This is a genomic window from Streptomyces sp. NPDC048516, assembly GCF_043199875.1.
In the GTDB taxonomy this organism is placed as follows: domain Bacteria; phylum Actinomycetota; class Actinomycetes; order Streptomycetales; family Streptomycetaceae; genus Streptomyces.
In genome coordinates this window covers 64,559-88,697 of the sequence record NZ_JBICWS010000009.1, presented here as the reverse complement: position 1 = coordinate 88,697, position 24,139 = coordinate 64,559, and the positions used below count along the sequence as shown (strand labels likewise).

24 protein-coding genes, 2 pseudogenes and 1 riboswitch are annotated in these 24,139 nt (G+C 72.5%); of the genes and pseudogenes, 13 read left to right on the top strand and 13 right to left on the bottom strand.

The features are described 5' to 3' along the window. Positions 1 to 87 precede the first annotated feature (87 nt). The 3 genes from ACGFR7_RS19480 (at position 88) to ACGFR7_RS19470 (ending at position 2,764) form a co-directional block, all read left to right on the top strand. Positions 88 to 690: a carbonic anhydrase gene (locus tag ACGFR7_RS19480; protein WP_393320425.1), complete on the top strand. Its 603-nt coding sequence runs from the start codon at positions 88 to 90 to the stop codon at positions 688 to 690. Between the two features lie 17 nt (positions 691 to 707). Beyond that, positions 708 to 2,162 carry a SulP family inorganic anion transporter gene (locus tag ACGFR7_RS19475; RefSeq protein ID WP_393320422.1) on the top strand — a complete coding sequence of 485 codons (1,455 nt, stop codon included), beginning with the start codon at positions 708 to 710 and terminating at the stop codon, positions 2,160 to 2,162. Between the two features lie 155 nt (positions 2,163 to 2,317). Beyond that, positions 2,318 to 2,764 carry a nitroreductase family deazaflavin-dependent oxidoreductase gene (locus tag ACGFR7_RS19470; protein WP_393321003.1) on the top strand — a complete coding sequence of 149 codons (447 nt, stop codon included), beginning with the start codon at positions 2,318 to 2,320 and terminating at the stop codon, positions 2,762 to 2,764. A gap of 21 nt (positions 2,765 to 2,785) precedes the next feature. Here the strand turns inward: ACGFR7_RS19470 and ACGFR7_RS19465 are convergent, their stop codons facing one another. From ACGFR7_RS19465 to ACGFR7_RS19455, 3 genes are all read right to left on the bottom strand, one after another. Further along, positions 2,786 to 4,759, bottom strand: coding sequence for an ABC transporter permease (locus ACGFR7_RS19465; protein ID WP_393320420.1), 1,974 nt, complete (start codon positions 4,757 to 4,759; stop codon positions 2,786 to 2,788). A gap of 169 nt (positions 4,760 to 4,928) precedes the next feature. Continuing rightward, complete coding sequence (gene modA, locus ACGFR7_RS19460) at positions 4,929 to 5,729, bottom strand: molybdate ABC transporter substrate-binding protein (RefSeq protein ID WP_393320417.1); 801 nt, start codon at positions 5,727 to 5,729, stop codon at positions 4,929 to 4,931. A 144-nt stretch (positions 5,730 to 5,873) separates the two neighbouring features. Beyond that, the gene (locus tag ACGFR7_RS19455; protein ID WP_393320414.1) at positions 5,874 to 6,269 is read right to left on the bottom strand and encodes a molybdopterin-binding protein; all 396 of its coding nucleotides are present in this window, start codon (positions 6,267 to 6,269) and stop codon (positions 5,874 to 5,876) included. Between the two features lie 298 nt (positions 6,270 to 6,567). On the opposite strand from ACGFR7_RS19455, the gene ACGFR7_RS19450 reads away from it, so the two are divergent. Then, a complete protein-coding gene (locus ACGFR7_RS19450; RefSeq protein WP_393320411.1) occupies positions 6,568 to 6,987 on the top strand; it encodes a molybdopterin-binding protein in 420 nt (139 codons plus the stop codon). A 106-nt stretch (positions 6,988 to 7,093) separates the two neighbouring features. On the opposite strand, the pseudogene ACGFR7_RS19445 reads toward ACGFR7_RS19450, so the two are convergent. Beyond that, a pseudogene (locus ACGFR7_RS19445) lies at positions 7,094 to 7,432 on the bottom strand (molybdopterin-dependent oxidoreductase); the annotation flags it as partial. A 454-nt stretch (positions 7,433 to 7,886) separates the two neighbouring features. Here ACGFR7_RS19445 and ACGFR7_RS19440 point away from each other — a divergent pair. From ACGFR7_RS19440 to ACGFR7_RS19420, 5 genes are read left to right on the top strand one after another with little or no spacing between them, the layout of a single operon-like run. Beyond that, the gene (locus tag ACGFR7_RS19440; RefSeq protein ID WP_393320408.1) at positions 7,887 to 8,072 is read left to right on the top strand and encodes a hypothetical protein; all 186 of its coding nucleotides are present in this window, start codon (positions 7,887 to 7,889) and stop codon (positions 8,070 to 8,072) included. 16 nt (positions 8,073 to 8,088) lie between these two features. Next, a complete protein-coding gene (locus ACGFR7_RS19435; RefSeq protein ID WP_393320405.1) occupies positions 8,089 to 8,790 on the top strand; it encodes a hypothetical protein in 702 nt (233 codons plus the stop codon). Next, positions 8,787 to 9,770 (top strand): DUF6895 family protein, encoded by a 984-nt coding sequence (locus ACGFR7_RS19430; RefSeq protein ID WP_393320403.1) that lies wholly within the window; start codon positions 8,787 to 8,789, stop codon positions 9,768 to 9,770. The genes ACGFR7_RS19435 and ACGFR7_RS19430 overlap by 4 nt, the downstream gene beginning before the upstream one ends. Then, a complete protein-coding gene (locus tag ACGFR7_RS19425; RefSeq protein WP_393320400.1) occupies positions 9,767 to 10,690 on the top strand; it encodes a DUF6895 family protein in 924 nt (307 codons plus the stop codon). The genes ACGFR7_RS19430 and ACGFR7_RS19425 overlap by 4 nt, the downstream gene beginning before the upstream one ends. Continuing rightward, the gene (locus ACGFR7_RS19420) at positions 10,687 to 11,739 is read left to right on the top strand and encodes a serine hydrolase domain-containing protein (RefSeq protein WP_393320397.1); all 1,053 of its coding nucleotides are present in this window, start codon (positions 10,687 to 10,689) and stop codon (positions 11,737 to 11,739) included. The genes ACGFR7_RS19425 and ACGFR7_RS19420 overlap by 4 nt, the downstream gene beginning before the upstream one ends. Positions 11,740 to 11,751: 12 nt before the next feature. Here the strand turns inward: ACGFR7_RS19420 and ACGFR7_RS19415 are convergent, their stop codons facing one another. The 4 genes from ACGFR7_RS19415 to ACGFR7_RS19400 form a co-directional block, all read right to left on the bottom strand. Then, a complete protein-coding gene (locus ACGFR7_RS19415) occupies positions 11,752 to 13,782 on the bottom strand; it encodes an ATP-binding protein (RefSeq protein WP_393320394.1) in 2,031 nt (676 codons plus the stop codon). 95 nt (positions 13,783 to 13,877) lie between these two features. Continuing rightward, on the bottom strand, positions 13,878 to 15,704 hold the full coding sequence (locus ACGFR7_RS19410; protein ID WP_393320391.1) for an alkyl/aryl-sulfatase: 1,827 nt from the start codon (positions 15,702 to 15,704) through the stop codon (positions 13,878 to 13,880). 192 nt (positions 15,705 to 15,896) lie between these two features. Next, complete coding sequence (locus ACGFR7_RS19405; protein WP_393320388.1) at positions 15,897 to 16,337, bottom strand: SPW repeat protein; 441 nt, start codon at positions 16,335 to 16,337, stop codon at positions 15,897 to 15,899. Between the two features lie 135 nt (positions 16,338 to 16,472). After that, positions 16,473 to 17,045: a histidine phosphatase family protein gene (locus tag ACGFR7_RS19400; protein WP_393320385.1), complete on the bottom strand. Its 573-nt coding sequence runs from the start codon at positions 17,043 to 17,045 to the stop codon at positions 16,473 to 16,475. 160 nt (positions 17,046 to 17,205) lie between these two features. Next, positions 17,206 to 17,291, top strand: a riboswitch (cobalamin riboswitch). A 63-nt stretch (positions 17,292 to 17,354) separates the two neighbouring features. Between ACGFR7_RS19400 and ACGFR7_RS19395 the strand changes: the two genes are divergently transcribed. Together ACGFR7_RS19395 and ACGFR7_RS19390 are read left to right on the top strand one after the other, a co-directional pair. Next, positions 17,355 to 17,573: a CbtB-domain containing protein gene (locus ACGFR7_RS19395; RefSeq protein ID WP_350249405.1), complete on the top strand. Its 219-nt coding sequence runs from the start codon at positions 17,355 to 17,357 to the stop codon at positions 17,571 to 17,573. A 15-nt stretch (positions 17,574 to 17,588) separates the two neighbouring features. Continuing rightward, entirely contained in the window at positions 17,589 to 18,338 is a 750-nt protein-coding gene (locus ACGFR7_RS19390; RefSeq protein WP_393320382.1) for a CbtA family protein, read from the top strand. 105 nt (positions 18,339 to 18,443) lie between these two features. On the opposite strand, the gene ribA is transcribed toward ACGFR7_RS19390, so the two are convergent. Further along, positions 18,444 to 19,127 (bottom strand): GTP cyclohydrolase II, encoded by a 684-nt coding sequence (ribA, locus tag ACGFR7_RS19385; protein WP_393320379.1) that lies wholly within the window; start codon positions 19,125 to 19,127, stop codon positions 18,444 to 18,446. 112 nt (positions 19,128 to 19,239) lie between these two features. On the opposite strand from ribA, the gene ACGFR7_RS19380 reads away from it, so the two are divergent. Then, the gene (locus tag ACGFR7_RS19380) at positions 19,240 to 19,995 is read left to right on the top strand and encodes a creatininase family protein (protein ID WP_393320376.1); all 756 of its coding nucleotides are present in this window, start codon (positions 19,240 to 19,242) and stop codon (positions 19,993 to 19,995) included. Then, positions 19,955 to 20,626, top strand: a pseudogene (locus ACGFR7_RS19375) (RibD family protein); the annotation flags it as partial. The gene ACGFR7_RS19380 and the pseudogene ACGFR7_RS19375, both read left to right, overlap by 41 nt. A gap of 102 nt (positions 20,627 to 20,728) precedes the next feature. Here the strand turns inward: ACGFR7_RS19375 and ACGFR7_RS19370 are convergent. From ACGFR7_RS19370 to ACGFR7_RS19355, 4 genes are read right to left on the bottom strand one after another with little or no spacing between them, the layout of a single operon-like run. Then, the gene (locus ACGFR7_RS19370; RefSeq protein ID WP_393320373.1) at positions 20,729 to 21,736 is read right to left on the bottom strand and encodes a lysylphosphatidylglycerol synthase transmembrane domain-containing protein; all 1,008 of its coding nucleotides are present in this window, start codon (positions 21,734 to 21,736) and stop codon (positions 20,729 to 20,731) included. Next, positions 21,733 to 22,614 (bottom strand): methyltransferase domain-containing protein, encoded by an 882-nt coding sequence (locus ACGFR7_RS19365; RefSeq protein WP_393320370.1) that lies wholly within the window; start codon positions 22,612 to 22,614, stop codon positions 21,733 to 21,735. The genes ACGFR7_RS19370 and ACGFR7_RS19365 overlap by 4 nt, the downstream gene beginning before the upstream one ends. After that, entirely contained in the window at positions 22,611 to 23,732 is a 1,122-nt protein-coding gene (locus tag ACGFR7_RS19360; RefSeq protein ID WP_393320367.1) for a glycosyltransferase family 4 protein, read from the bottom strand. The genes ACGFR7_RS19365 and ACGFR7_RS19360 overlap by 4 nt, the downstream gene beginning before the upstream one ends. Then, entirely contained in the window at positions 23,729 to 24,127 is a 399-nt protein-coding gene (locus ACGFR7_RS19355; protein ID WP_088796329.1) for a 6-carboxytetrahydropterin synthase, read from the bottom strand. The genes ACGFR7_RS19360 and ACGFR7_RS19355 overlap by 4 nt, the downstream gene beginning before the upstream one ends. Positions 24,128 to 24,139: the final 12 nt, after the last annotated feature.

The following is a 24,139-nucleotide window of genomic DNA, read 5'->3' as shown; positions in this document are numbered from 1 at the left end:
GGCGTGGTGGCCTGCCCCACCCCCCGCACCATGCACGTTTCCGCCACCACCCCACAGTGGCACCACTCATCAGCAGGAGACCTCCTCGTGGAGACCTTCATTCAGCATGCCCGGGGCCTGACGGCCCGTATCGCCGACCGGCGGGAAGAACAGGAGACCTACGGCCGGCTCGCGGCCGGACAGTCCCCCCTCGCCCTGTTCATCACCTGTTCCGACTCGCGGGTCGTCCCCGCCCTGATCACCGGGGCGCGGCCCGGTGAACTCTTCGAACTGCGGACCGCAGGCAACGCCGTGCCCGTCTACCGCGAGGACATGACGGCCTGCGCGGAAGCGGCCACCATCGAGTACGCGATGCGCGTCCTGGGCGTGGCCGACATCGTGGTGTGCGGTCATTCGCACTGCGGCGCGGTCGGCGCCAAGGCCCGCGGTGAGGACCTGACCGGCGCACCCGCCGTACGGGACTGGCTGGCGGAACAGTTGTCCGACCACCTGCCCGACGACGAGGAACCGACGGTCGCCGCCGCGGTCCAGCACCATGTGCGCGAACAGCTCCACCGGCTGCGGGGCTACCCCTGTGTCCGGGAGCGGCTGGACGCCGGCGAGGTGAACCTGCACGGGTGGTTCTACGAAGTGCACACCGGCCTGGTGGCCGCGCATCACCCGTCCTCCGACCTGTTCCTCCCGCTGTGAAGGCGGGTGGGCACCTCATGAAGCGATTCACCTCCTTCCGGGCGGACTTCACCGCCTCCCTCGTCGTCTTCCTCGTGGCCGTCCCGCTGTGTGTCGGGGTGGCCGTCGCCTCCGGGGTACCGGCCGAGCTGGGCCTGGTCACCGGCGTGGTCGGCGGACTGCTCACCGGTCTGCTCCCGGGCAGCAGCCTTCAGGTCAGCGGCCCTGCCGCCGGTCTGACGGTGCTGGTCTTCGAAGCCGTCAAGGAGTACGGCATCGGGGCGCTCGGCGCGCTGGTGCTGGCGGCCGGCGCACTGCAACTGACCATGGGCGCCCTGAAGTTGGGGCGCTGGTTCCGGGCGATCTCGGTCGCCGTGGTCCAGGGCATGCTGGCCGGCATCGGCCTGGTCCTGATCGCCGGACAGCTCTACGCGCTCGCGGACGCCAAGGCACCGGGCAGCGGACTCGCCAACCTCGGCGGCCTGCCCGGCCTGGTCACCGCCACCGCGGGGTCGGGGACGGCACTGGCCGCGCTCGCCATCGGCGCCGGCACCATCGCCGTCCTGGTGCTGTGGCCGCGCTGGCGGCGCGCCGCGCGGATCCTCCCGGCGCCGCTGGCCGCGGTGGCGCTCGCCACCGGCACGGTGTGGGCGCTGGATCTGCCCGTCGCCCGCGTCGAGGTCAGCGGGCTGCTGGACGCGATCCAGCCGCCCGGCCTCACCGACCTCGGCCGGCTCACCGATGTCGGGGTGCTCGGCACGGTCCTCGCGTTCGCGCTGATCGCGTCCGCCGAGTCCCTGTTCAGCGCCGCCGCGGTCGACCGGCTGCACGACGGGCCGCGCACGGACTACGACAAGGAGCTGATGGCCCAGGGCGTGGGCAACACCGTCTGCGGTCTGCTCGGTGCCCTGCCGATGACCGCCGTCATCGTCCGCAGCGCGGCCAATGTCCAGGCGGGCGCGAAGACCAAGGCCTCGCGGGTGCTCCACGGTGTCTGGCTGCTGGTGTTCGCCGCGGCGTTCCCGGCCGCACTGGGTGTGGTGCCGGTGGCCGCGCTGGCGGGTGTGCTGGTCCACGCGGGCTGCAAGCTCATCCCGCTGCGCGCGCTGCGGCCGCTGTGGCGCGAACACCGCGGCGAGGCGGTGGTTCTCCTGGTCACGGCCCTCGCGATCGTGACGGTCAACATGTTCGAGGGCGTCCTGATCGGTCTGCTGCTGGCGATCGCGAAGACGGCGTGGGATACCTCCCATGTGCACCTTGAGATCGACACTCCGGAGGACGAGGACGAGCCGGTGCGGGTACGCGCCGTCGGCAACGCCACGTTCCTGCGGCTGCCCAAGATCCTCGATCAGCTCGACTCGCTGCCCGCCGAGCGGGGAGTGGAACTCGACCTGAGCGGGCTGCGCCATCTCGACCACGCGTGTGGTGCCGCGCTGACGAACTGGGCCGAGCAGCACCGTCGTACCCGGCGGGCCGTGGAGCTGGTGTCCTGACGACCGGCCGCCCGGCGGTACGGTCACCTCTCCGTACGGCCGGGCGGCGGGGCCGGGAAGGTTTCCCTCGTTACGGTTGTTGACCGAAGGACAGGCCGGCCGCGGTGGACACCGTTGCCGGCGCCAGACGTGTCGTCGTCGAGGGGACGGACGGTATGCCTCTTCAGGGTGAGTACGAGCCGAGCCCGGAGCAGTGGGTGCGCGATCAGGTCGAGGAGTACGAACGCTCCGGCGGCACGAAAGGCACCACGATCCGGGGGATGCCCGTCGTGGTGCTGACCACCCGGGGCGCGAAGAGCGGAAAGATCCGCAAGAGCCCGCTGATGCGGGTGGAGCACGACGGGGCGTATGCGGTGGTGGCCTCGCTGGGCGGCGCACCGCGGCACCCGGTCTGGTACCACAACGTCGTGGCGGACCCCCGGGTGGAGCTGCAGGACGGCCCACAGCGCCGGGACATGACGGCCCGTGAGGTCAGCGGCGAGGAGAAGGCCCTGTGGTGGGCCCGCGCGGTCGAGGCGTACCCCGATTACGACGACTACCAGAAGAAGACGGACCGGCAGATCCCGGTGTTCGTCCTGGAGCCGGCGGCCACGGCGCACTGATCACCGGGTCCCTCGTGACGCTCAGAGCGTCACGAGGGAGACCTCGGTGGCCTTGACGCTGGTCCACACGGACACGCCGTCCGCGAGGCCGAGTTCGAGGGCGGCCGACGGGGTGATTTCGGCCACCAGGTCGGGGGCCTCGTGCGAGGTGAGGAGGACCCGCAGGCGGCTGCCCGCCGAGGTGATCTCCCGGACGGTGCCCGGCCACACGTTGCGGGGGCTGCCCGTGGGCTTGTCGAGGTGCAGGGACACGGCTTCGGGGGCGATGATCGCCAGTGCCCGGGTGCCGTCGGGGAGCCGGTCGGCGGCGACGAGGCGGCCGCCGTCGGTGAGTGCAAGGCCGTCATCGGTGGCGGTGCCCGGCCAGGCGTTGCGGCCGAGCATCCGGGCGACCCAGGGCGAGCGCGGGTGCTTGGTGACCTCCGCCGGCGGGGCGTCCTGGAGGGCGCGGCCGTCCTCCAGAACGAGGACACGGTCGGCGAGCGAGACCGCCTCGACGGGGTCATGGGTGACGATCAGGCAGACGCCGCCGAAGCCCGCGAGATGACGGCGCAGGGTGTGCCGGACGTGGGCGCGGGTGGTCTGGTCGAGCGCGGCGAGCGGTTCGTCGAGCAGCAGCAGACGGGGCCGGGCGGCCAACGCCCTGGCGAGGGCGACGCGTTGCCCCTGCCCACCGGAGAGCTGGGCGGGCTTGCGGTGCGCGAGCGGCCCGACGCCGAGCCGGTCGAGCCAGAGTTGTGCCGTACGGCGGGCCTCGGCGCGCGGGATGCCATGGGCGCGCAGCCCGTAGGCGGTGTTGCCCAGGGCCGTCAGGTGCGGGAAGAGCGCGCCGTCCTGCGGGACCCAGGCGACGCCGCGGCGGTGCGGGGCCAGCGTGGTGACGTCGGTGTCGCCGAGACGCAGCGTGGCGCGGGCACGCGGGGTGAGCCCGAGCAGGGCGCGCAACAGGGTGGTCTTTCCGGCGCCGTTGGGGCCGACGACGGCGAACGTGGTGCCCGGTTCGGCGTCCAGGGTCAGCTGGTTGAAGCCGGTGACCTCGGCGTGCAGCGGCCAGTTTCCCGGGGGCGCCGCCGGGGTCGTTGCGGGCTCCTCGACGCGGAGGACGGGCGGCGCCGCGAGGCCGGTGTCGTCGGTGGTGGGGACGGTGCGGGCAACGCGGGCGGTGGTGGCGCCGGTCCAGCGGCCGCGCAGTGCGACCAGTACGCCCATGGCGATGACGAGCAGCAGCAGCGAGACCGAGGTAGCGGCCTCCGGGGACCCCTGGAGCAGCAGGTAGACCTGGAGCGGCAGGGTCTGGGTGGTGCCGGGCAGATTGCCCGCGAAGGTGATCGTCGCACCGAACTCACCGAGTGCGCGGGCCCAGGTCAGTGCGGCGCCGGCGGCGAGGCCGGGGGCGACCATGGGGAGGGTGACGGTGCGGAAGACCCGTACCGGTGAGGCGCCGAGGGAGGCCGCGGTCTCCTCGTAGCTCGTGCGCAGGCCGGCGAGGGTGCCCTCCAGGCTGATGACGAGGAACGGCATCGCGACGAAGGTGGCGGCGACCACGGCGCCGGAGGTGTGGAACGGCAGCACGATGCCGAAGGTGTCCTCCAGCCAGGGGCCGAGGAGTCCGCGGCGGCCGAAGCCCATGAGCAGTGCGACACCGCCGACGGTCGGCGGCAGCACCATCGGCAGCAGCACCAGCGAGCGGACCAGCGCCTTGCCGCGGAAGCTGACCCGGGCCAGCAGCCAGGCCAGGGGCACCCCCAGCAGCAGCGCGAGCCCCAGCGCGCAGAACGACACCAGCAGCGACAGCCGGAGCGCTTCGAGGACGTCGGGGCTGGTCAGGTGGGTGCCGAGGTCGCTCCAGGTGGTGCGGGCGAGGATGCCGGCCAGGGGCATCAGGAGGAACGCGATGGCGACCAGCGCGGGCACGGCCAGCGCGACGGGGGCACGGCTGCCGGGCACGCGGAGCCTGCCTGCCGGGGGCCGGGCGAGGGTGCGGGGGCGTCTCATCGAGGTCCTGGGATTCGGGGCGGGCCGGGGTACGGCGGCGCGCACGGGCCGGGGTACGCCGGCGCGCACGGGCCGGGGTACGCCGGCGCGCACGGGCCGGACCGGGATACCGCGGCGCACACGGGCCGGGCCGCGTCCCCGGGCCGGCGGTCCGTGCGCGCCGCTCGGATCACGGCTTCTGGAAGCCGGCCTGCTGCAGGAGCTTCTGCGCCTCGGGCGTGCTCAGCCACTTCACGAACGCGGCCGCGGCGGCGCTGTGCTGAGAGGCCTTCAGCGTGGCGGCCGGGTAGGAGGCGACGGCGTTCTGCGCGTCGGGGATGTCGACGGCGTCGACCTTCTTCGGCGCGGTGGCGGCGTCCGTCTTGTAGACGATGCCGGCGTCGGCCTCGCCGAGCTCGACCTTGCTGAGCACCGCGCGGACGTTGGGCTCCTGAGAGACCGGCTTGACCTTCAGTTTCTGGGCGTCCAGGACCTGCTTGCTGTAGCGGCCGACCGGCACCTCGGAGGCGGCGAGGACGACCTTCAGCTTGCTGCCGGTGAGCGCCTTGAGGTTGTCGATCTTCTTCGGGTTGCCCTCGCCGGTCGCGATGACCAGGCGGTTCTTGGCGATGACGGTGGGCGTGCCGACATCGGCCTTGAGCCCGTCCATGGTCTTGGTGTCGGCCGTGACCACGGCGTCGGCGGGGGCGCCCTCCCTGACCTGGGCGGCCAGTTCCTGAGAGCCGGCGAAGGAGAAGTGCACCTTGGTGCCGGGGTGTTCCTTCTCGTACACCGCACCGGCCTTCTTGAAGACATCGGTCAGCGAGGAGGCGGCGAGCACCGTGAGGTCCGCCTTGGGGGCGGCGCTGCCGCCGGACTTCTCGGCGTCCTCGTCCTTCTTGCCGTTGCCGCCGCAGGCGGAGAGCGGAACGAGGAGGGCGGCGGTCACGAGCGCGGCGGCGGCGCGGCGTCCGGTGAAGAGCTGGGACATGGGCGGGACTCCTTGGAGCGCGGGACGACGGGTGTCGTCCGAGCGGATGGGAAAAGCCGCGCCGGGACGGGCGACGCCGCTGGTGTGCGCAGCCGGCCGGTGGGGGACGGTGGTTGCGGATCGGCCGGGTGCTACCGCGGTGGGTCAGGTGCGGTCGATGTGCACGCTGGTGGACTTCACGCGGGCGGTGGCCTGCATGCCGACCTCCAGGCCCAGTTCCTCCACCGCTTCCCGGGTCAGCAGGGACACCAGGCGGTGCGGACCGGCCTGGATCTCGACCTGGGCCGCGACATCGCCGAGCTTGACGGCGGTGACGATGCCCGGGAAGGCATTGCGCGCGGAGGTGTACGAGGCGTCGTCCTCGACGGTGCAGGTCTGTGCCACCTCGACGGAGAAGGCGGCCAGATCGCGGCCTTCGATGAGGCGGCGGCCGCTGTCGTCACGATGGGTCGCGACTTTGCCGGCGTCCGCCCAGCGGCGGGTGGTGTCCGGGCTGACGCCCAGCAGCCGCGCCGCCTGGCCGATCGTGTAGGACTGCATGTGCGACAAGATATGCGGTATCGGCTGGCATTTGCAATTCCTCGGGGGAAGCTATATGGCAGATGCCAGGCATTCTGGAGGAAGGAACGAAAAGCGGCCCGCCGGCCGGTGCGTGCCCCGAATGACCGGTGGGATTCTCCGCACCTTCGCTGTTTTGCCAGGCGCATTCGGATATCTGCCCGGCATCTGCCATGTACGCCCGGAACGCGGCGCGTTGTGTGGTTAGGGTGCAGACATCAGAGCAGGGAAAACGCGACATTCCACCCTCCGCTTTCCACTCCACCGGTGAGGCATTTCGATGAGCCTGAGCATTCGTAACCAGATTTCCGGCACCGTTCTCTCCGTCACCCCCGGCGAGGTCATGGCGACCGTCAAGGTGCGGCTGGAGGGCGGCCAGCAGATCACCGCGGCGATCACCCTGGAGGCGGTGAAGGAGCTGGGCATCGACGAGGGTTCCGCGGTGCGCGCACTGATCAAGTCCACCGAGGTCGCGCTCGCCACCGGCGCGGTGGACGGTCTGAGCATCCGTAACCGGATCCCCGGCACCGTCACCGATGTCACCACCGGCGGCGCGATGGCGGGCGTCAAGGTCGCCGTCGCGGGCGGGGAGCTGACCGCCGCGATCACCAGGGACGCGGCGGAGGACCTGGGCCTGGCCGCCGGTGCCGAGGTCACCGCGCTGGTCAAGTCGACCGAGATCTCGCTCGCCGCGATCTGAGCGCGGACCGCCGAAGTCCCCGGTGCCACGCGGGACTTCGGCCCTCCCGGCGTTCGTCCTCTCCGGCGTTCGGCCCTTCCGGTGTTCGGCCCTTTCCGGTATTCGGTCAGAACACGCCCGCCCCCGGCCCCCGCCCGCCGGAGGGGAACCCGTCCGCCGCGGGCGGGAAGCAGGTACCCAACCAGATGCCGGTGACGGCGCTGATGTAGCGGGCCCCGCAGCGGTCCGAGGGCACCACGAGCCGGCTGCCCGCGGCATCGAGCGCCCGCCCGTCCAGAGCCGTGCCCAGCAGGACCGGCGTGTCCCCGGAGGCGGCGTCGAGCTCCGCCCAGGACAGCGCGGTGTGGTGACCGTCCCGGCCGGTGACCGCCAGGACGTAGCGGGAGCGGTCCTTGCCCCGCCGGACATCGAAAGCCGACGATGACGTCACCACCCGCTGGAGCGGTTCCCGCAGGGCCGCACACAGAGGCCGTGATCACGGCCGAGCAGCCAGGGGTGGTCAGTGACCTGCCCCTCGTCGCCGAAGTATTCGCCCAGCTCGACTCCGAAGCCGTCCCGGGATGACGCGCGCGCGAGCCACCCGTCGCCCCACCCGGCAGCGGGCCGCGGCGGGCGTCCGCTCCGCGGCGGGCATCCGCTGCGCGCCGTGCATCCGAACAGAGCAGTCCGATCCCCCATCGGTGCGCCTCCCTCCCCCTTGGGGCCCTCTCCCCGTACGCCTGCCTGCCGCGCCGGAGGGCGCGCCATCAGACGGGCATGACAAGGGAGTTGTGGGTCGCAGGGCTGGTCGGAAGGGATGCGAAGTCACCCGGAAGGCCGTCGTTTGTCAGATTTTTCCCCTTGCGTCGCAAATATGCCGATGTGAATCTGGGATCCCATTCGTCGAAGGAGTTGATCGCATGGTTACGGATCGCACAGCGCCGGTCGAGACGGCCGCCCTGGCCGCCGAGGTCGCGGGACTGCTTGAACCCGCCGAGGCCGACGGTGTCTTCCGCGATACCCGCGAGTGCGGAGGTGCGCTGCTGCTGGCCGCGCTGCTCCTGATCTCGCCGCCCACCCCCCGGCCCAAGACCGACGTTCGCTGAGGCTGAGGGGAAAGCGTTGGCTGATCAGACGCAGGGAGCAGTCCCGCTGAGCGCTGTGATTGCCGATGCCGCAACCGGGGTCGCCCTCGCCCTGCGGGGCGAGGGCGACCCTTATGCGTTGTCGGCCGTTCTGCGGCAGAGCGATGCGCTGGCTCCGGCCGCCCTCCGGGTGCTGGGTGCCGATGCGCTCGCGCCGTACGCAATGGACCATCCCGCAGCGCCCGTCGGCGGGGACGATGCCGAGGTCGTCCGGCAGGCGCTCTCGGCCTATCCACCGGGAACGGACGCCTCGGAGGTGTCGGTGTGGACCTACCGGGGCCTGGTCGAGGCCTCGCACGCGTTTCTGTCCGGAAGTACACAGCCCTGGCCGCCGCCACCCGAGGCCGCGGCCGGATGGGTCGAAACCGACCCCTGGCCGAAGCTTGCGCATCGCGTGTCACAGCTCGCCGCGCTCGCGCTGCCCGGGCTGGCGCCCGGTCTCGCCGAGCAACTGGCGGCCCGCACCGACGATCTGGCCCGTGGTTTCGTCCGGGCGGTCCGCCGCAGGGACTGGCTGCAGGCGGCCGGTCTGGGCCGCTGGCTGTCCCGGCTGCCCGACGTGCCGCAGACCCTGGGGCTCGACAGCGGGCTGGCGTTCGTCCGTCACATGGGCGGCGCCGACCCGCGGGTGACGCTGCACATCGTGGCCGCCCAGCGCTTCTACGGGCGGGGTTGGTGACCGGCGGCCGGGGCGACCCCGGGCTGCTGGACCGGATGGTCCACGGCAGCCTGGGGTGGCTGGAGGAGACGCGCGACCACTTCCGCCTGCCCCCGAACGTCACCACGGACGCCGACCCCAATCTGACCCTCAAACCACTGGGTGAACTGGCCGAACTGACCCAGCTGATCGGCGTGTTGCACCCGTGTGACGAGATCCGGCAGACCGCCCGCGGACTGTTCGCGTTCGCCTGGAACGAGACCCGCGACGGGGAGCTGTTCGCCGAGCTGATCCGCGGCGAGCCGTTCGCGACCTATCCGGTCGAGCTGTACGGCGTGTTCGCCCAGGCCGGGCTGCGCCATGCCGAGGCCGACCGACTGGTGGACCTCACGACCCGGCTGCGTGGCTGGCGGGTGGCCCGCGAGGATCACACCCGTACGCTCGGTGTGCTCAACGCGGAGAGGCGGATCGGACTGCGCCGGCACGCCGACTTCGGCGCCGTCCTGGCCCTGACCGGCCTCGGCGGGCTGCCGGAGCCCTGGGCGCTGGACCGCAAGGCGGCGTACGGCGTGACCCATGACGTCTTCCACCTCACCGACTGGGGCCGCAACCGGCAGCGGCTCTCCCCCGAGCTCGCCGGCTATCTGCGGCTGTGGCTCCCCTCCTGGCTGGAGAACTGGCTGGAGGAACAGCTGTGGGACCTGGCCGGTGAGTTGCTGGCCGTGACGGCCTGCCTGCCCCAGGCCCCGTACCATCCGGAGGCCTGGCAGCGGCTGGCCGGCGCCCAGGCGGCCGACGGCAGCGTGCCGGAGATCGGCACCGCACCGCCGGCCGGCGACCGGGCCGGGGCGTTCACGGCCTGCTACCACTCCACCCTGGTGACCGCGTTCGCCGCCACCCTCGCCCGTACCGCCTCCGACGAGGCCGAGGCCGGGCTCCCGGCCGGGGATACGGCGATGGCGGGCGGGCGGACCTCCTGTGAAAGCGAGACAGCCCCGTGACCGTGACGGCCGCATCCCCCGCCTTGCTGCACGGTGTCGGCGACCGCGCCCTGACCTGGCTCGATGCTCACCGTGAGCACTTCCGGCTGACCCCCGACGACCTCGCCACCAACGGCGCGGTCGTCGAACGGCTCAAGCCCATCGGGGAGCTGGCGCTCAATATGCAGGTGCTGTTCCGGGAGGGCGTGGCCGGCTCCCGGCAGAAGGAACGGGCCGGGAAGCTGCTGGACTTCGCCTGGCGGGAGCTGCTGGACGGCGGCAATGTGCTGGCCCGGCTACAGCACGACGAGCCGCTCTCCCCCGTGCCCCTGGAGGTCTATGCGACCTTCCACGAGCTCGGCCACCGCCACCCGGGGCTGGAGGCCGCGCTGGAGATCTGCCGGCGCACCACCACCTGGACGGCGCTGGAGATGATGCCCAACCGGCGGCTCGGTGTGCTCAACGCGGAGCGCAAGCTCGGCCTGCCGCCCAGCAGCGACTTCGACCAGGCCGTGGACCGCACCTGGCTGGGGCAGCTGCCCGAGCCGTGGACGGTGCAGCTGCACATCGCCTACGACCTCACCCACACCGTCTTCCACCTCACCAACTGGGGCGAGGCACCCGAGCGCATCCCGCCGGCCATCGCCGACTACCTCACGCGGTACCTGCCCGCCTGGATGGAGGACTGGGCGGACCTCGAACACTGGGATCTGCTCGGCGAACTCCTCGTCGTCGACGCCTGCCTGCCGCGGCCCGCCCTGGACGCGGAACTGTGGGCGCGGTACGCCGCGGCCCAGTCGCCCACCGGCGCGATGCCCATCCAGCGCCGGATGCCGGAGGGTGACGCGGCGCGGGTCTTCGACCTGGTCCACCACCCCACCCTGGTCGCCGCGTTCGCCTCCGCGATGGCCACCTCCCGGGCCTTGTCCGCCGTCGGATGACTCCCGAAAGCCCCGGGCCGGCACTCGGGGACCGTCTCGCGGACGCGGTCACCGAGATCGACGCGCCGGACGTCGTGCTGGCGGTCACCCGCAACGGCCGCCGGACCGTGATGACCGGTGGCTCGGCGCTGGCGCCGCCCACCCCCCGCCATGCGCTGCGCTACGAACTGGGGTCGCTGTCCAAGACCTTCACCGTGCTGCTGCTCGCCGGGCTGGCCAGGGACGGTGTGCTGTCCCTCGACGACCGGCTCGTCGACCGTCTGCCCGAGCTGGCGCTGCCGCATCCGCACTCGCGCCGGATCACTCTGCGGCAGCTGGCCACCCACACCTCCGGGCTGCCGCGGATCCCCCCGGACCTGATCGCCGGCGCGCTGGTGCACCCGTACGCCAACGGCTACGCCCGCTACGACACCGAGCGGCTGCTGCGCACCTTCGCCCGTACCCGGCCGCGGCACCGTCCCGGCACCCGCTGGCGGTACTCCAACTTCGGGCTGGCGCTGCTCGGCCCGGCCATGTCCGGTGCCGCGGACGCCGGTTACCCCGCCCTGCTCGCCGACCGGGTGCTGCGCCCCCTCGGGCTGACGGACACCACGCTGGGCCCCGGCACCACCGGCACCGACGCCATCGGCCACCGCACGAACGGGGTGACGCCGGTCGGCAGTGCCGACATGGGCGCCTTCGTCGCCGCCGGGTCGGTCCGTGCCACCCCCGATGACCTGCTCACCTACCTCGAAGCGCACCTCTCCCCCGAGGGCACGCCGCTGGCCGGGCCGCTGCGCGACGTCCAGGTGCCACTGCTGCGCCGCGGCTGGCGCAAGCGCCACACCCACACCCTGACGTGGTATCAGCATCCGGCTCCGCGAGGCCCGTTGCTCTTCCACGTCGGTGCGACCTTCGGCCAGCAGGCGTTCCTGGGCTACCACCCGGCGTCGCACACCGGGCTGGTCGCGCTGGCCACCCGCCGCGGCCGCACCTGCGGGATGATCAGTACCGCCTACGAGCTGCTGTACGCGCTGGCCGGCGATCCCGCCGCCGGAAGCGAGCGGTGAGGGCCAACCCGGTCACAGCTCGCCCGCCAGGATCCGGGCGAGCGAGGCCTGGGGCCGCTCCTCGCTGGCCCGGTGGAAGAGGTCCGCGTACGCCTCGTCGCCGATCGCCGCGCGGGCCCGCCGCTCGCACTCCTCGCGTACCGCGCGCAGCTCGGGGGTGCCGCGCTGGGGATGCCCTACGGTCCGCCAGAGGGCCTGGCCGCTGCCGTAGACGCGGGCGGCGGCCGCTCCGTGGCCCTGGGCCGCCACCGCGGCCGCGAGCAGGTCCAGGCCGAGCGCGATACCGAACTTGTCGCCGATGCCCGCTTTGGCCGCGAGCATCGACCGGGCGTGGCCCGCCGATTCCTCCGGCCGGCCCTGGAACAGCGAGATCAGTGAGAGCTGGTAGTCGATATAGGACCGGGTCCAGTATTCGCCGCGCTGGACACACCCGCGGCGCAGCGCGCTCGCCGCGGCACGGGCCTCGGTGAGCTTGCCCAGGCCGGTCAGCGCGAAGAGCTGTACGAGGTGGCAGCGCAGCCGTCCGGGAGAGTCGAAGGGGGTGCACCGCGCGGGGGCGAGCGCCTGTTCCGCGACGGTGTGCGCGGACATCGGACGACCCGCCATCAGATGGGTGAGGCCGGTGAGATAGCCCGCCTGGAGCTGCGCCTCCGCATCGTCATCCGCCCGTGCCGCGCGGGCGCACTCCAGGCCCAGGTCGTCGGCGAGCGTCAGATCGCCCTGCAGCAGTACGGCCACGCCCAGTGCCCACAGCGCCCGGGTGCGTGCCGGGCCCGGCCCCTGGTGGGCGGCCAGGGCGCGGGCCACGTAGTCCCTGGCCTCGTGAAGATGGCCGCAGCAGCTCCAGAAGAAGCCGATCGACGCGCTGAGGTCCTGGGCCCGCTCCGGGTCGGTGGCCAGGAGGTGGTCCAGTGCGGTGCACAGGTCGACGTGGGCCTCGGCGACCCTGCCGTACCACCCGACCTGTTCGGGGCCCAGCCAGCCCCGTTCGGCGCGGCGGCCGAAGGAGGCGAAGTGCGCGGCGTGCCGGTCCGCCAGCGCCGTCGTCTCGTCCAGTTCGGCCAGCCACATCCGCCCGTACTCGCGCAGCGTGTCGAGCATGCGGTAGCGCGGGCCCTCGCGGGTGAGCACCGACTTGGCTGCCAGTGCGTCCAGCGTGGTGCGCACCTGTGCGGCGGTGAGCGGTCCGCCGGCACACACGGCACGCGCCGACTCCTCTTCGAAGGTGCCGCGGAAGACGGACAGCCGGGCCCACAGCAGCCGTTCCAGCGGTGCGCACAGTTCATGGCTCCAGCCGATGGCGCAGCGCAGCGTCCGGTGCCGCGGCAGACGTACCGGTCCGCCGCCCTCAAGGGTCTCGAAGCGGGAGGTGAGCCGGTCGGCGATCTGCTCGACGGAGCTGTTCGCCAGCTGGGCACCGGCCAGCTCCAGGGCCAGCGGGATGCCTTCGAGGCGGCGGCAGATGACGGCGGCGGCCGTCGCATGCGGTGGTGCGGTGAGCCGCAGGCCGGGGGCCGCGGCCGTGGCGCGTGCGGTGAACAGGGCCAGTGCGTCGTTGTCGCCCGTGCAGGGCAGCGGGCCGATCTCGGTGGTCCATTCGCCGACGAGGTCCAGCGGCTGCCGGCTGGTGACCAGCACGGTCACACCGGGGGCGGCGGTCAGCAGGTCTGCGAGCAGGTCGCGGCAGGCGTCGACGAGGTGTTCGCAGGAGTCCAGCACCAGCAGCAGCCGTTTGCCGGCGAGCCCTTCGCACAGCACCGCCACCGGCGTCCGCGCCGTGTGGTCGGCCAGCCCGACGGCATCGCAGACGCCGGCCACCAGCCGCCCCGCGCCCCGCAGGGGCCACAGATCCACCCAGCAGACCCCGTCGGGATACCGCGCGGCCGCCGCGCGCGCGGCCCGCATCGCGATCCGGGTCTTGCCCACACCGCCGGGGCCGGTCAGGGTGATCAGCCGGTGCTCCGTCAACTCTTCGTCGATCCGGCGCAGTTCGGCCCGCCGGCCGATGAAACTGGTCGGCTCCTCGGGAATGTTGCTCGCCACCGGCCCAGTTTGCCCCAGCCGCGGCGCCGGCCGGAGCCCGGTGCGGCGGGCCGGGGCACGAGGTTGACGGCCGCCGGCGGCGCGGGCGGTCCTCGTCAGGGCGTGACGACGGGGAATGTGGGGTCCGGCGTGCGGACGAGGCTCAGCAGCCGGTCCAGCGCCCCGGTCTCGCCGTGCTGTACGGCGTCGCCGGGACCGCGTCCGGCGAGCAGTTCGAGCAGCTGGGGCTTGGTGAGGGTGAGCGTGAGGTCGGGGGCGCGTTCGCCGGACGGTGTGGGGGCGCCGGGTGAGCTGAGGTGGGTGAGGGCTCCGTGGGAGAGCGTCAGCTGCCAGGTCCGGTCCTCTTCGGGGAGGTAGAGGTCGAGGGTGAGTGCGATGGACCAGGCCCGGGGGCCGTCGATGCGGATGGCGAGCGTGTCGAGGAGCTGGTCGACGGACAGGGCCAGGGCGATCTCGGGGTCGGCGGTGTCCGGGCGGGCCTCGGCCAGGGTGCCGCGCAGCTCCATGGCGCCGGTGAGGTAGAAGTTCCGCCAGGTGCCGTTCTCGCAGCCGTGGCCCAGCCGTTCGTACACCAGGGCCAGTTCGCGCCGGGCGCGGAGGTTGTGGGGGGCCGCGAAGACCGCATGGTTGAGCAGCGTGGCCGCGAACCGCAGATCGCCGTCGGCGGCGTACCGTTTGCCCGCGTCCACCGTGGCCTCGACGCCGCCCATGGTCTTGACATAGCGCTTGGACTGCTCGGCCGGCGGGTGTTCCCACAGGTGGGCCGGGTTGCCGTCGAACCAGCCCAGGTAGCGCTGGTAGATCGCCTTGACGTTGTGGCTGAGCGCGCCGTAGTAGCCGTGGAGGGCCTGGTCCTGCTCCAGGGCCGGCGGCAGCCGTAGCTCCTCGGCGATCTCGGTGCCGGTGAGCCCTTCGTTGAGCAGCCGCAGCGTCTGGTCGTGCAGATAGGCGTACAGGTCACGCTGGTGGGCCAGCAGGGTCTTGACGCGGTCCTTGCCCCAGGTGGGCCAGTGGTGGGAGGCGAAGGCGACTTCCGCCTCGTCGCCGAAGAGGGCCAGCGCCTCACCCAGGTAACGGGACCAGGCCCGGGCGTCACGGACGGCGCCGCCCCGCAGCGGCAGGACGGTGTGCAGGGTGTGGGTGGCGTTCTCGGCCAGGCACAGGGCTTCGTGCGCCGGGAGGCAGAAGTTCATCTCGGCGGGTGCCTCGGTGCCCGGGGTGAGCTGGAAGACCATGCGTACGCCGTCGACGATCTCCTCCTGGCCGGTGCGGGTGATGTCCACGGTCGGCGGGATGAGCGTCATGGTGCCGGTGGAGCGGGTGGCGCCCAGACCGCAGCCGATCTGGCCGTCGGGGCCCTTGGGGAGCCGTGTTCCGTACATGTAGACGGAGCGGCGGGCCATGGCCGTACCCGCGTAGACGTCCTCGCGGACCGCGTGCCGGAGGAAGCCGGCCGGCGCGAGCACCGGGACGGGGTGGTGGTCGTGCGGCAGGACGCCCCGTCCGCCGCCGAAGTGCTCTCCGTGCGAGTGGGTGTAGATCAGGCCGGTGACCGGCCGGTCGCCGCGGTACTTGCGGTAGAGCTCCAGAGCCGCGGCGGCGGTCTCGGCGGAGACCAGCGGATCGATGACGACGACACCGTGGTCGCCCTCGACCAGCGTCATATTGGACAGGTCCAGGCCACGGGCCTGGTAGATGCCCTCGGTCACCTCGTAGAGGCCCTGCCGGCTCACCAGCCGGCCCTGCCGCCACAGGCTCTCGTTCGCGGTCTCGGGGCAGTTCCCGGCCAGGAACCCGTAGGCCTCGGCGTCCCAGATCACCGTGCCGTCGTCCGCGGTGACCTGGGGCGGGTCGAGCGCGGCGATGAAGCCACGGTCGGCATCGGCGAAGTCCTGGTGGTCATCCACGGGTGCAGCGGTCACGGATCGCTCCCTCTCCGGGGCGGCGGGCCACATTCGGCGGACCCATGCAACCGATTTAACCGAATTTGCCGGGTTATCGCATGTGTGCAGGGATCCGTCCCCGGCGGGGTGCACAGGGGGCGGCCGCCGACCGGCTCGCCCCCGTGAGGGGCCCGCGGTCGGCGGCTGTCGCCTGCCCTCGGGGAGGGCGCGTCACGTGCCGCGGCGGCTCTTCGACGCTGCGGCGACACACATGGCACCCAGCAGGAACGTCAGGGCGCCGATGACGACGTTGTTCCAGATGACACCGGCGTCCGGGCTGCTTCCGACGATCCAGGGCGAGATGATCATCCACACGCCGATCGCGCACATCGCGCCGCTCAGGCCGTACATCCGCTCAGGGGTCACGGTGAAGCCGACCGCCAGGAGGGCGATCGCGATACCGAGGATGAGGTTGTGCGTCACGAGCGCCGGCTGTGCGGCGGTGAAGTGGAGGATCCACGGCGAGACGGCGCAGTACAGACCGACGAGCAACACCGGCCCGTCGACGAGTACCACGTCACGCCCGCCGAGCACCCGCTCGTACCGAGCCTGCATCTCAGAAGCATCGGGGTGACCTGCGAGATCTCCCCTGTGGTGTGAGAGGTCGGCCATGCGACTCGCCTCCTTCGCTCGCGGTCTGGCCGTTCAGCGTGGCATCGAGCCGCGCACCTTTATTCTGCGCTTATGTCGCCTTTATGTGTAGATGAAGTGCCAAGTGAATTTTGCCGGGTAGCGGCCGCACCGCCCTCACCTGCGGTCGGGTGCCCGCCCCAGGCCCAGATTCCAGCGCCCGCCGCGGCCGCTCAGCTCGGTCACGGTCAGCGGCGGCACATCCAGCCGCCAGAACGCCTCCACGGGAACCCCGAGCGCGCAGACCACCGCCGCCCGGACGACATCCGGCTCGACGACGGCCAGCACCCGGCCCGCATCCGGGGGCATCCGCGCCAGCCAGGCCCCGACCCGGTCGCAGAGCTGCCGCAGGGACTCCCCGCCGTGCCCCACGAAGTCCGGGTCCGAGAGCCAGGCGGACACCGCGAGCGGTTCGGCGTCGGCGACCTCCGCCAGGGTGCGGCCGCGCCAGCCGCCCATCGCACAGCCCGCCAGCTCCGGCGCGGGACGGGCCGGCAGCCCGAGCTCCCCGGCCGTGCTCCGGCATCGGGCGGAGGGCGAGACAAAGTTCCGGCCGGCCGCCGGAAGCGCTCCGGCCGCCTCCCGGACACGGCGCAGCCCGGCCTCGCTCAGCGGGCCGTCGTCGTCGAAGCGCACCTCGCGCTGGGCGTCGCCCGCGGCCGGTGAGACCAACATCACCCGAGTTGTCATGCCCTCTTCTTTCGCTGTTCACCGGCACCGGCAACGCCGTACCCGCGCAGGGGAGTTGTCCGGCCCGCACGCCCTTCCCCGCGCCTCTCCGCCCCCTACGCGGCCTTGGCCCGGGGTCAGGTTCGCGGTACCTTCCCGATGATATTGACGACGACATGACGGAAGCCGGTGAGATCCCGGCGCGGTCGCGCCACTGTATGTCCGGTTTTTTCCAGCCCAGCAGGGCCGGAACCGGGCGAGCCAGACCCGGCATGTCGTTACGCACTCCCACGAACAGGGACGCGAGTTCCCCGCACAGGAGGTTCCGCCATGGCCCAGACCATCGCACCCCCGGCCACCGGCGCCGTCACCCCGGCCCCGCTCCCCCTCAAAGCCATTGCCCCCTGGGCGCTGTTCTTCGGCGTCCTGATGCTCGTTCTGCTGTACTTCATCGGCGCGGAGCAGGGCGCCACCGCCGTGCTGTCCGGCACGGAGGTCCACGAGTGGGTCCACGACGGGCGCCACCTCCTCGGCTTCCCCTGCCACTGATCGGACGGCGCACCCATGAACTCCGTCACCATCAGAAACCTCCTGGTGCGCGGGATGCTCGCCGGTCTGGCCGCCGGCGTCCTGGCCCTCGTCGTCGCCTATCTGCTGGGTGAACCGCAGGTGGACGCCGCCATCGCCTTCGAGGAAGCACACAGCCACGAACACGAGATGGAAGTCGTCAGCCGCGGTGTGCAGTCCACGGCGGGCCTGGCCACCGGCGTGCTCGTCTACGGCGTGGCGCTGGGCGGCATCGCCGCACTCGCCTTCTGCTTCGCCCTCGGGCGGATCGGCAGGTTCGGTGCCCGGGCCACGGCCGCGCTGCTCTCCGGTGCGGCGCTGCTGGCCGTCTACCTCGTACCGTTCCTGAAGTACCCGGCCAATCCGCCGTCCGTCGGTGACCCCGACACGATCGGCAAACGCACCGCCCTGTACTTCCTGATGATGCTGCTCGGCATCCTGCTGGCCGTCGCCGCCACGATCCTCGGCAAGCGGCTGGCTCCGAAGCTGGGCACCTGGTACGCGGCGGTCGCGGCCGGGGCCGCGTTCGTGATCGCCATCGGCCTCGCCTATGCGTTCCTGCCGGCGATCAACGAGGTGCCGCACGGCTTCTCGGCCACGCTGCTCTGGCAGTTCCGGCTGTCGGCGATCGCCATTCAACTGGTGCTGTGGACCGCCTTCGGGCTGGTCTTCGGCCACCTCGCGGAGCGGGTCGTGCCGACCCGGTCCCAGGCCCCCGCGGCCGAGGCGGCACCCGCCGTCTCCTGATCCGGCGGTCACCGGGAAAGGGCCCGCGACGTCCGGCGTCGCGGGCCCTTTCCCGTGGTGCGGGACGTGTCGTCAGGTGGCCGCACGCACGAGGGTTCCGCCTCGTCAGGACAGGCCGGGGATGCCGTCCAGATGCGGCAGATCGTGGTCCAGGCGCTCCCGTTTGGCGCGGAGGTAGCGGATGTTCTCCGCACGGGGCGTCATCAGCAGCGGTACCTGTTCGGCGACGGCGATGCCGTACCGCAGCAGCGCCTCGCGCTTGCGCGGATTGTTCGACAGCAGCCGGACGGACCGGACTCCGAGGTCCAGCAGCATCTCCGCGGCGACGCCGTACTCGCGGGCGTCGACGGGCAGCCCGAGCGCGATGTTCGCCTCGACCGTGTCCAGCCCGCCCTCCTGCAGCTTCATCGCCTGGAGCTTGGCCAACAGGCCGATCCCCCGGCCCTCATGGCCCTGGAGATAGACCAGAATGCCGCGCCCTTCCGCCACGATCGCCCGCAGCGCGGCGTCCAATTGATCGCCGCATTCACAGTGGCTGGAGGAGAAGACATCACCGGTGAGGCATTCCGAATGCACCCGGGTCAGCACCGGCTCTTCCCCGACATCACCGTGGACCAGGGCTACTTGCTCGATCCCGCTGCGGCGGTCCAGATAGCCGACGGCGAGGAATTCACCATATGTGGTGGGCAGCCTGACCGTCACCACCTGTTCCACATCGGGTTTCCGACCGAGGGCATCATCGATTGCGACACGGAGGTCGGGGCGGGCATCGTCGTCGGCGTCCATCATGGCGCGATCGTACCCGCGGTGGGAATGGATCGCCGGTAGTCACTCAGAACACAACAAGTATGCTGCGACAACCATGACTCGGTGAGTCAGCGACGAAAGGCCGCAGCACACGATGACCGCTTCGGGACACCCGACTTCGGCGCCCGGCCTGTTGCCGGCGGACACCACACAGGACGTACGGGCACGGCAGCCGACGATGGCCGTGCTGCCCATCGGCAGCTTCGAACAGCACGGCGCCTTCCTGCCGTTGACCACCGATACCGTCATCGCCTGCACCATCGCCCGGGAGGTGGCCGCCGGCCGTCCCGTGCAGCTGCTGCCGCCGCTGACCGTGTCCTGTTCACACGAACATGCCGCATGGCCCGGGACGGTGAGCATTTCGGCACGTACCCTGCATGCGGTCGTCACGGACATCGCTGATTCGCTCCGCAAGTCCGGTATCGGCACGTTGATTCTCGTCAACGGGCACGGTGGCAATTATGTGCTGCGCAATGTCGTTCAGGAATCCGCGGGGAGCGGCATGCGGATGGCGCTCTTCCCCGGATCGGCCGACTGGGACGCCGCGCGCACCCGGGCCGGGGTGCAGACGTCCGGGCACACCGATATGCATGCCGGAGAGGCCGAGACGTCCATTCTGCTGTACGCCCATCCCGAATTGGTCAAGGAAGGCTACGAATCGGCGGATTGCGTCGCCGATGACCGGAAGCAGCTGCTGACGCTCGGCATGTCGGCGTATACCGAATCCGGGGTCATCGGGCGCCCCTCGCTGGCCTCCGCCCGCAAGGGGCAGGAATTGCTGGCCGGCCTGGTCGAGGCATTCGACGAATATGCCGCGCTGTTCGGCGCAGGAACGGAAGGCCATGACTGACGTGCTCGACGTGGCGGCCGCCTGGGAGCGGCTGCGGGCGATCCGTACCGCGGACCAGGCACGGGCCGCCGGATGGGTGACGGACGGCGACGGCGGGCCGCGCTGGGACCGGCCCGCCGTCCCGGAGGCGGTGGAACTCGCCACGCGCTATCTGCCGCTGTGCCTGGCCGGGCCCCGGGTCGCGTTCGCGCAGCTCGGGCAGAGCCTGGACGGCTTCATCGCGACCCGTACCGGCGACGCCGACTATGTCACCGGCCCGGAGGACCGCTGTCATCTGCACCGGCTGCGCGCGCTGGCCGATGCGGTGGTGGTCGGGGCCGGCACCGCGGTGGCGGACGATCCGCGGCTGACCGTGCGCGCCTGTACCGGGGACAATCCGGTGCGGGTGGTGCTCGATCCGCGGGGGCGGGTGCCGCTGAGCAGCGGGGTGTTCACCGATGGCGCCGCGCCGACGCTGTGGGTGGTGGGCCCCGAGGTCACCGCCGTGCCGCGCGGCAGCGGCGTCGAGGTGCTGGTCCTGCCGGACGCGGACGCGTTCACCCCCCGGCGGGTGCTGTCGGCGCTGGCGCGGCGTGGTCTGGGCCGGGTGCTGATCGAGGGGGGCGGCGTCACCGTGTCGCGGTTCCTGCAGGAGCGGGCGCTGCACCGGCTGTACGTCACCATCGCACCGGTTCTGCTCGGCGACGGCGTGCCCGGTCTGCGGTTTCCCGGCACCCCGGTGATGCGGGAGGCGCTACGCCCGCCGCTGCGACGCGCCCTGCTCGGCGAGGACACGCTCTTCGAACTCGAACTGCGGGGGTTCGGCGCGCCGTCCGGCGGACCGGCGGACGAGCAGCACCCCGGCGCCCGGGAGGCTCGCGGCGAAGGCGAGCACACCGTAGATCACGGCGGTGGTGAGCCCCTGCGCCGCGCCTAGCCCGGCGGCGCCGAAGGCCCAGGCGGCGACGCCCTCCCGCGGGCCCCAGCCGCCGACGTTCAGCGGCAGCGCCATCGCGAGCAGCGCCAGCACCACGAGCGGCACCAGTTCGGTCGTCGGTGCGTCGGCTCCCGCGACCCGGGCGGCCAGCACGAACATCCCGAGGTAGCCCGCCAGGACCGCCACCGAGGAGAGCAGGACACCGGGCCAGACGCCGCGGGCGAGCAGGCCCTGACGCGCTTCGGTCAGCACGGTGCGCAGGGCACGTTCGGCGCGCGAGGCGCCCCGTCGCCGGCGCAGCAGACCGGCGACCGTCACCAGCAGCACGCCCCCCGCGGCCGCGGTCAGTGCGACAGCGGGCGAGGTGAGGAAGCGGGTGACCGGTGCCAGCACCGGCGAGGGCCGGGCGAGCAGCACCACCGCCCCGGCGACCAGCAGCACGACCTGGCCCGCGGTGCGTTCCAGGACCACTGCCCGCACGCCCCGACCGAGGTCACCGGAGTGCCGGCCGTGGCGTACGGCCCGGTGCACATCGCCCAGGACGCCGCCGGGCAGCGCCGCGTTCAGGAACAGCGCCCGGTAGTAGTCCGCGACGGCGCCGCCCAGCGGCAGCCGCAGGCCGAGGCCGCGAGCCACCAGGCACCACCGCCAGGCGCTGAACACCGTGGTGAGCAGGCCGATGGCGAGGGCGGCCAGCAGCGTGGCGGCATCGATCCTGCGCAGTCCGTCCAGGAACGCGGCGGAGCCCAGATGCCACACCAACGCCACCAGGATGCCCAGTCCCGCGAGCAGCCTGAGCCACGCCGCCCAGCGGGAGCGGTTCATCCCGCACTCCCGGAGGAGGGGGGTCCGGGCAGCGCCAGCAGATCCGTGTGGTGCACCGCGACGGACAGATCCCCCGCCGCACACTCCTCCAGCCGCCGGCACAGATAGGCCACCGCCTCAGGAGCCAGCGCCGGCCGCTGGGCGCGCGCCGCGCCGACCCAGCCACGCAGCCACTCCGCGGTCAGCGCGGATTCCGCACAGTCCAGCCGCCAGGGGCTGGACCGCACCAGCACGGTCGCGCCGCGCCGCTCGAACGCCGCGACCGCCGCCGCGACGGCGTCCGGCCCGAGCAGGGCGCGGCCCTGGTCCGTGCGCCGCTGATGGTCGTTGAAGGCCTCGGCGATCTCGGCGTCGAACGGATCGGAGGGGGTGAGGTCGACCCGTCCGGCGACGGAGAGCGCCAGCAGCGCCGGGGAGCCCGCGTCCACACAGGCCTCGGCAAGCGCCTCCACCTCCTCGCGGGTGAGCAGATCGAGCAGCGCGGAGGCGGTCACCAGCGAGGTGCCGGCGAGGTCGTCGGCGGTGAGGGCGGCCAGGTCGCCGCGCCGGGTCGTGGCGTCAACGCGCGTACCGTCGGCTGCCGTTACGGGCAGCCGCGCACCGGCGTGCGCGAGGAGCAGCGGGTCGAGGTCGTGCAGGATCCAGTGCTGGGGGCCGGGGAGCCGGACGGCGAGCCAGCGTCCCATCGAGCCGGTGCCACAGCCGAGATCGCGGATCACCAGACCGCCGGTGCTCCCGGGTGGGCCGGCGGGTGCCGGCCGCGCGGACATCCACTCCAGCAGTGGATGCAGCAGCTCGGGTGCGCGGGCGGCGGCATCGGCGCGCTCGCGCAACTCCAGCCAGCGCGGGGCGAACCGGGGCCTCTCGGACGCGTTCACCGTATGCTCCGGATCTCGTCCCGAAGCATTTCCAGCGCTCCGGCCAGACTGTGCGACGTCATCTCCCACCCCTCCAGCATGGCACGCCGTCCGCGTGCCGCGGTCTTCAACCGATCACGCAGTTGCGGATCGCCCAGCCAGTCACGCAGCGCCCCGGCAACGGCCGCGGGTCGGCCGGCCGGTACGAGCAGGCCGGGCACGCTGCCGTCGGGCGCCCGACCGACCGCTTCCGGTACGCCGTCAACCTCCGTCGCCAGCACCGGAATCCCCCGGGCCAGCGCCTCGGTGACGACCATGCCGTAGGTCTCCGCGTACGAGGTGAGGACCAGCAGGTCGGCCGAGGCGTAACGGGCCTCCAGGTCCGCGCCCGCCCGCGGCCCGGTGAGGTCGATCCGGTCGTCGAGGCCGGACTCCGTGATGCGACGCCGTAGTTGCGCGACGTAGCCGGGGTCGCGGTCGAGCCCTCCGACGCAGGCACAGCGCCAGGGCAGCTCGGTGACGGTGGCAAGGGCCTCCACCAGGAGGTGCTGCCCCTTGCGCGGGGTGACCGCGGCGACGCACAGCAGCCCGGTGACGCCGTCGGTGCCCGGCGCGAGGGGCGCGGCATCGGCTCCCGGCCTGGCGACACGGACCCGCGCAGGCGCCAGCCCGTGGTGGGCGACGAGCCTGCGGGCCGCCCACTCACTGGTGGCCACGACGGCCCCCACGGCGTGCAGGGCACGGCGTTCCAGGGCGTTCAACTCCGCCGCCAGGGCGGGGTCGAGTCCGGTCTCGTCGGCCAGCGGCAGATGGACCAGTACGGCGAGCCGCAGCCGTGCCGCCTCGGGTTCCAGGATCTCGGGGACACCGCAGGCGACCAGGCCGTCGAGGAGGACCACGGCGCCGTCCGGCAGCGCGGCCAGATGCCGCACGAGCCCCGCGCGGGCGGTGGCGTCCGGCCGCGGCCAGCTTCCGGGCGCCGCGTACGGGCGCGGCTGCCAGCCCGCCGCCGGGAGGTCGCGGCACACCCGGCGGTCGTAGGTGTTGCCGCCGCTGGGCACCGCCGGATCGTCGACATCGCCGGGGAGGACGACATGCACCACACGCTCCGCCGCGGCGGAGGCGCCGGCAGGGGTCACAGGGTGCGCTCGTACGTCGCCCAGGCGATGTGCGACTCGTGCAGGGTGACCGAGATCCCCGCCAGTTCGCGGGCGCCCGCACCGAAGTTGCCCGCCTCGATGCGGTCGGCGAGCCGGTCGGCGATGACCTTGGCGAGAGCCTCCGTCGAGGTGTTGATGCCGGCGAAGTCGGGCTCGTCGTCGAGGTTGCGGTAGTTCAGCTCACCGATCACGGCGCCGAGTTCCTGGGTGGCCAGGCCGATGTCGACAACGATGTTGTCGGCGTCGAGCTCCGCCCGGCGGAAGGTGGCGTCCACGATGAAGGTCGCGCCGTGCAGACGCTGCGCGGGTCCGAAGACCGCGCCACGGAAGCTGTGGGCGACCATGAGGTGATCGCGGACGGTGATGCTGAACAAGGCCGTTCCTCC

What these genes read in the sequence shown, in the direction of transcription:
- ACGFR7_RS19400 (WP_393320385.1), bottom strand. Translation starts at nt 17,045, where the DNA reads ATGACAACTCGGGTGATGTTGGTCTCACCGGCCGCGGGCGACGCCCAG.
- ACGFR7_RS19405 (WP_393320388.1), bottom strand. Translation starts at nt 16,337, where the DNA reads ATGGCCGACCTCTCACACCACAGGGGAGATCTCGCAGGTCACCCCGAT.
- ACGFR7_RS19395 (WP_350249405.1), top strand. Translation starts at nt 17,355, where the DNA reads ATGGCCCAGACCATCGCACCCCCGGCCACCGGCGCCGTCACCCCGGCC.
- ACGFR7_RS19390 (WP_393320382.1), top strand. Translation starts at nt 17,589, where the DNA reads ATGAACTCCGTCACCATCAGAAACCTCCTGGTGCGCGGGATGCTCGCC.
- ACGFR7_RS19450 (WP_393320411.1), top strand. Translation starts at nt 6,568, where the DNA reads ATGAGCCTGAGCATTCGTAACCAGATTTCCGGCACCGTTCTCTCCGTC.
- ACGFR7_RS19455 (WP_393320414.1), bottom strand. Translation starts at nt 6,269, where the DNA reads ATGCAGTCCTACACGATCGGCCAGGCGGCGCGGCTGCTGGGCGTCAGC.
- ACGFR7_RS19370 (WP_393320373.1), bottom strand. Translation starts at nt 21,736, where the DNA reads ATGAACCGCTCCCGCTGGGCGGCGTGGCTCAGGCTGCTCGCGGGACTG.
- ACGFR7_RS19380 (WP_393320376.1), top strand. Translation starts at nt 19,240, where the DNA reads ATGACCGCTTCGGGACACCCGACTTCGGCGCCCGGCCTGTTGCCGGCG.
- modA (WP_393320417.1), bottom strand. Translation starts at nt 5,729, where the DNA reads ATGTCCCAGCTCTTCACCGGACGCCGCGCCGCCGCCGCGCTCGTGACC.
- ACGFR7_RS19465 (WP_393320420.1), bottom strand. Translation starts at nt 4,759, where the DNA reads ATGAGACGCCCCCGCACCCTCGCCCGGCCCCCGGCAGGCAGGCTCCGC.
- ribA (WP_393320379.1), bottom strand. Translation starts at nt 19,127, where the DNA reads ATGATGGACGCCGACGACGATGCCCGCCCCGACCTCCGTGTCGCAATC.
- ACGFR7_RS19470 (WP_393321003.1), top strand. Translation starts at nt 2,318, where the DNA reads ATGCCTCTTCAGGGTGAGTACGAGCCGAGCCCGGAGCAGTGGGTGCGC.
- ACGFR7_RS19420 (WP_393320397.1), top strand. Translation starts at nt 10,687, where the DNA reads ATGACTCCCGAAAGCCCCGGGCCGGCACTCGGGGACCGTCTCGCGGAC.
- ACGFR7_RS19475 (WP_393320422.1), top strand. Translation starts at nt 708, where the DNA reads ATGAAGCGATTCACCTCCTTCCGGGCGGACTTCACCGCCTCCCTCGTC.
- ACGFR7_RS19440 (WP_393320408.1), top strand. Translation starts at nt 7,887, where the DNA reads ATGGTTACGGATCGCACAGCGCCGGTCGAGACGGCCGCCCTGGCCGCC.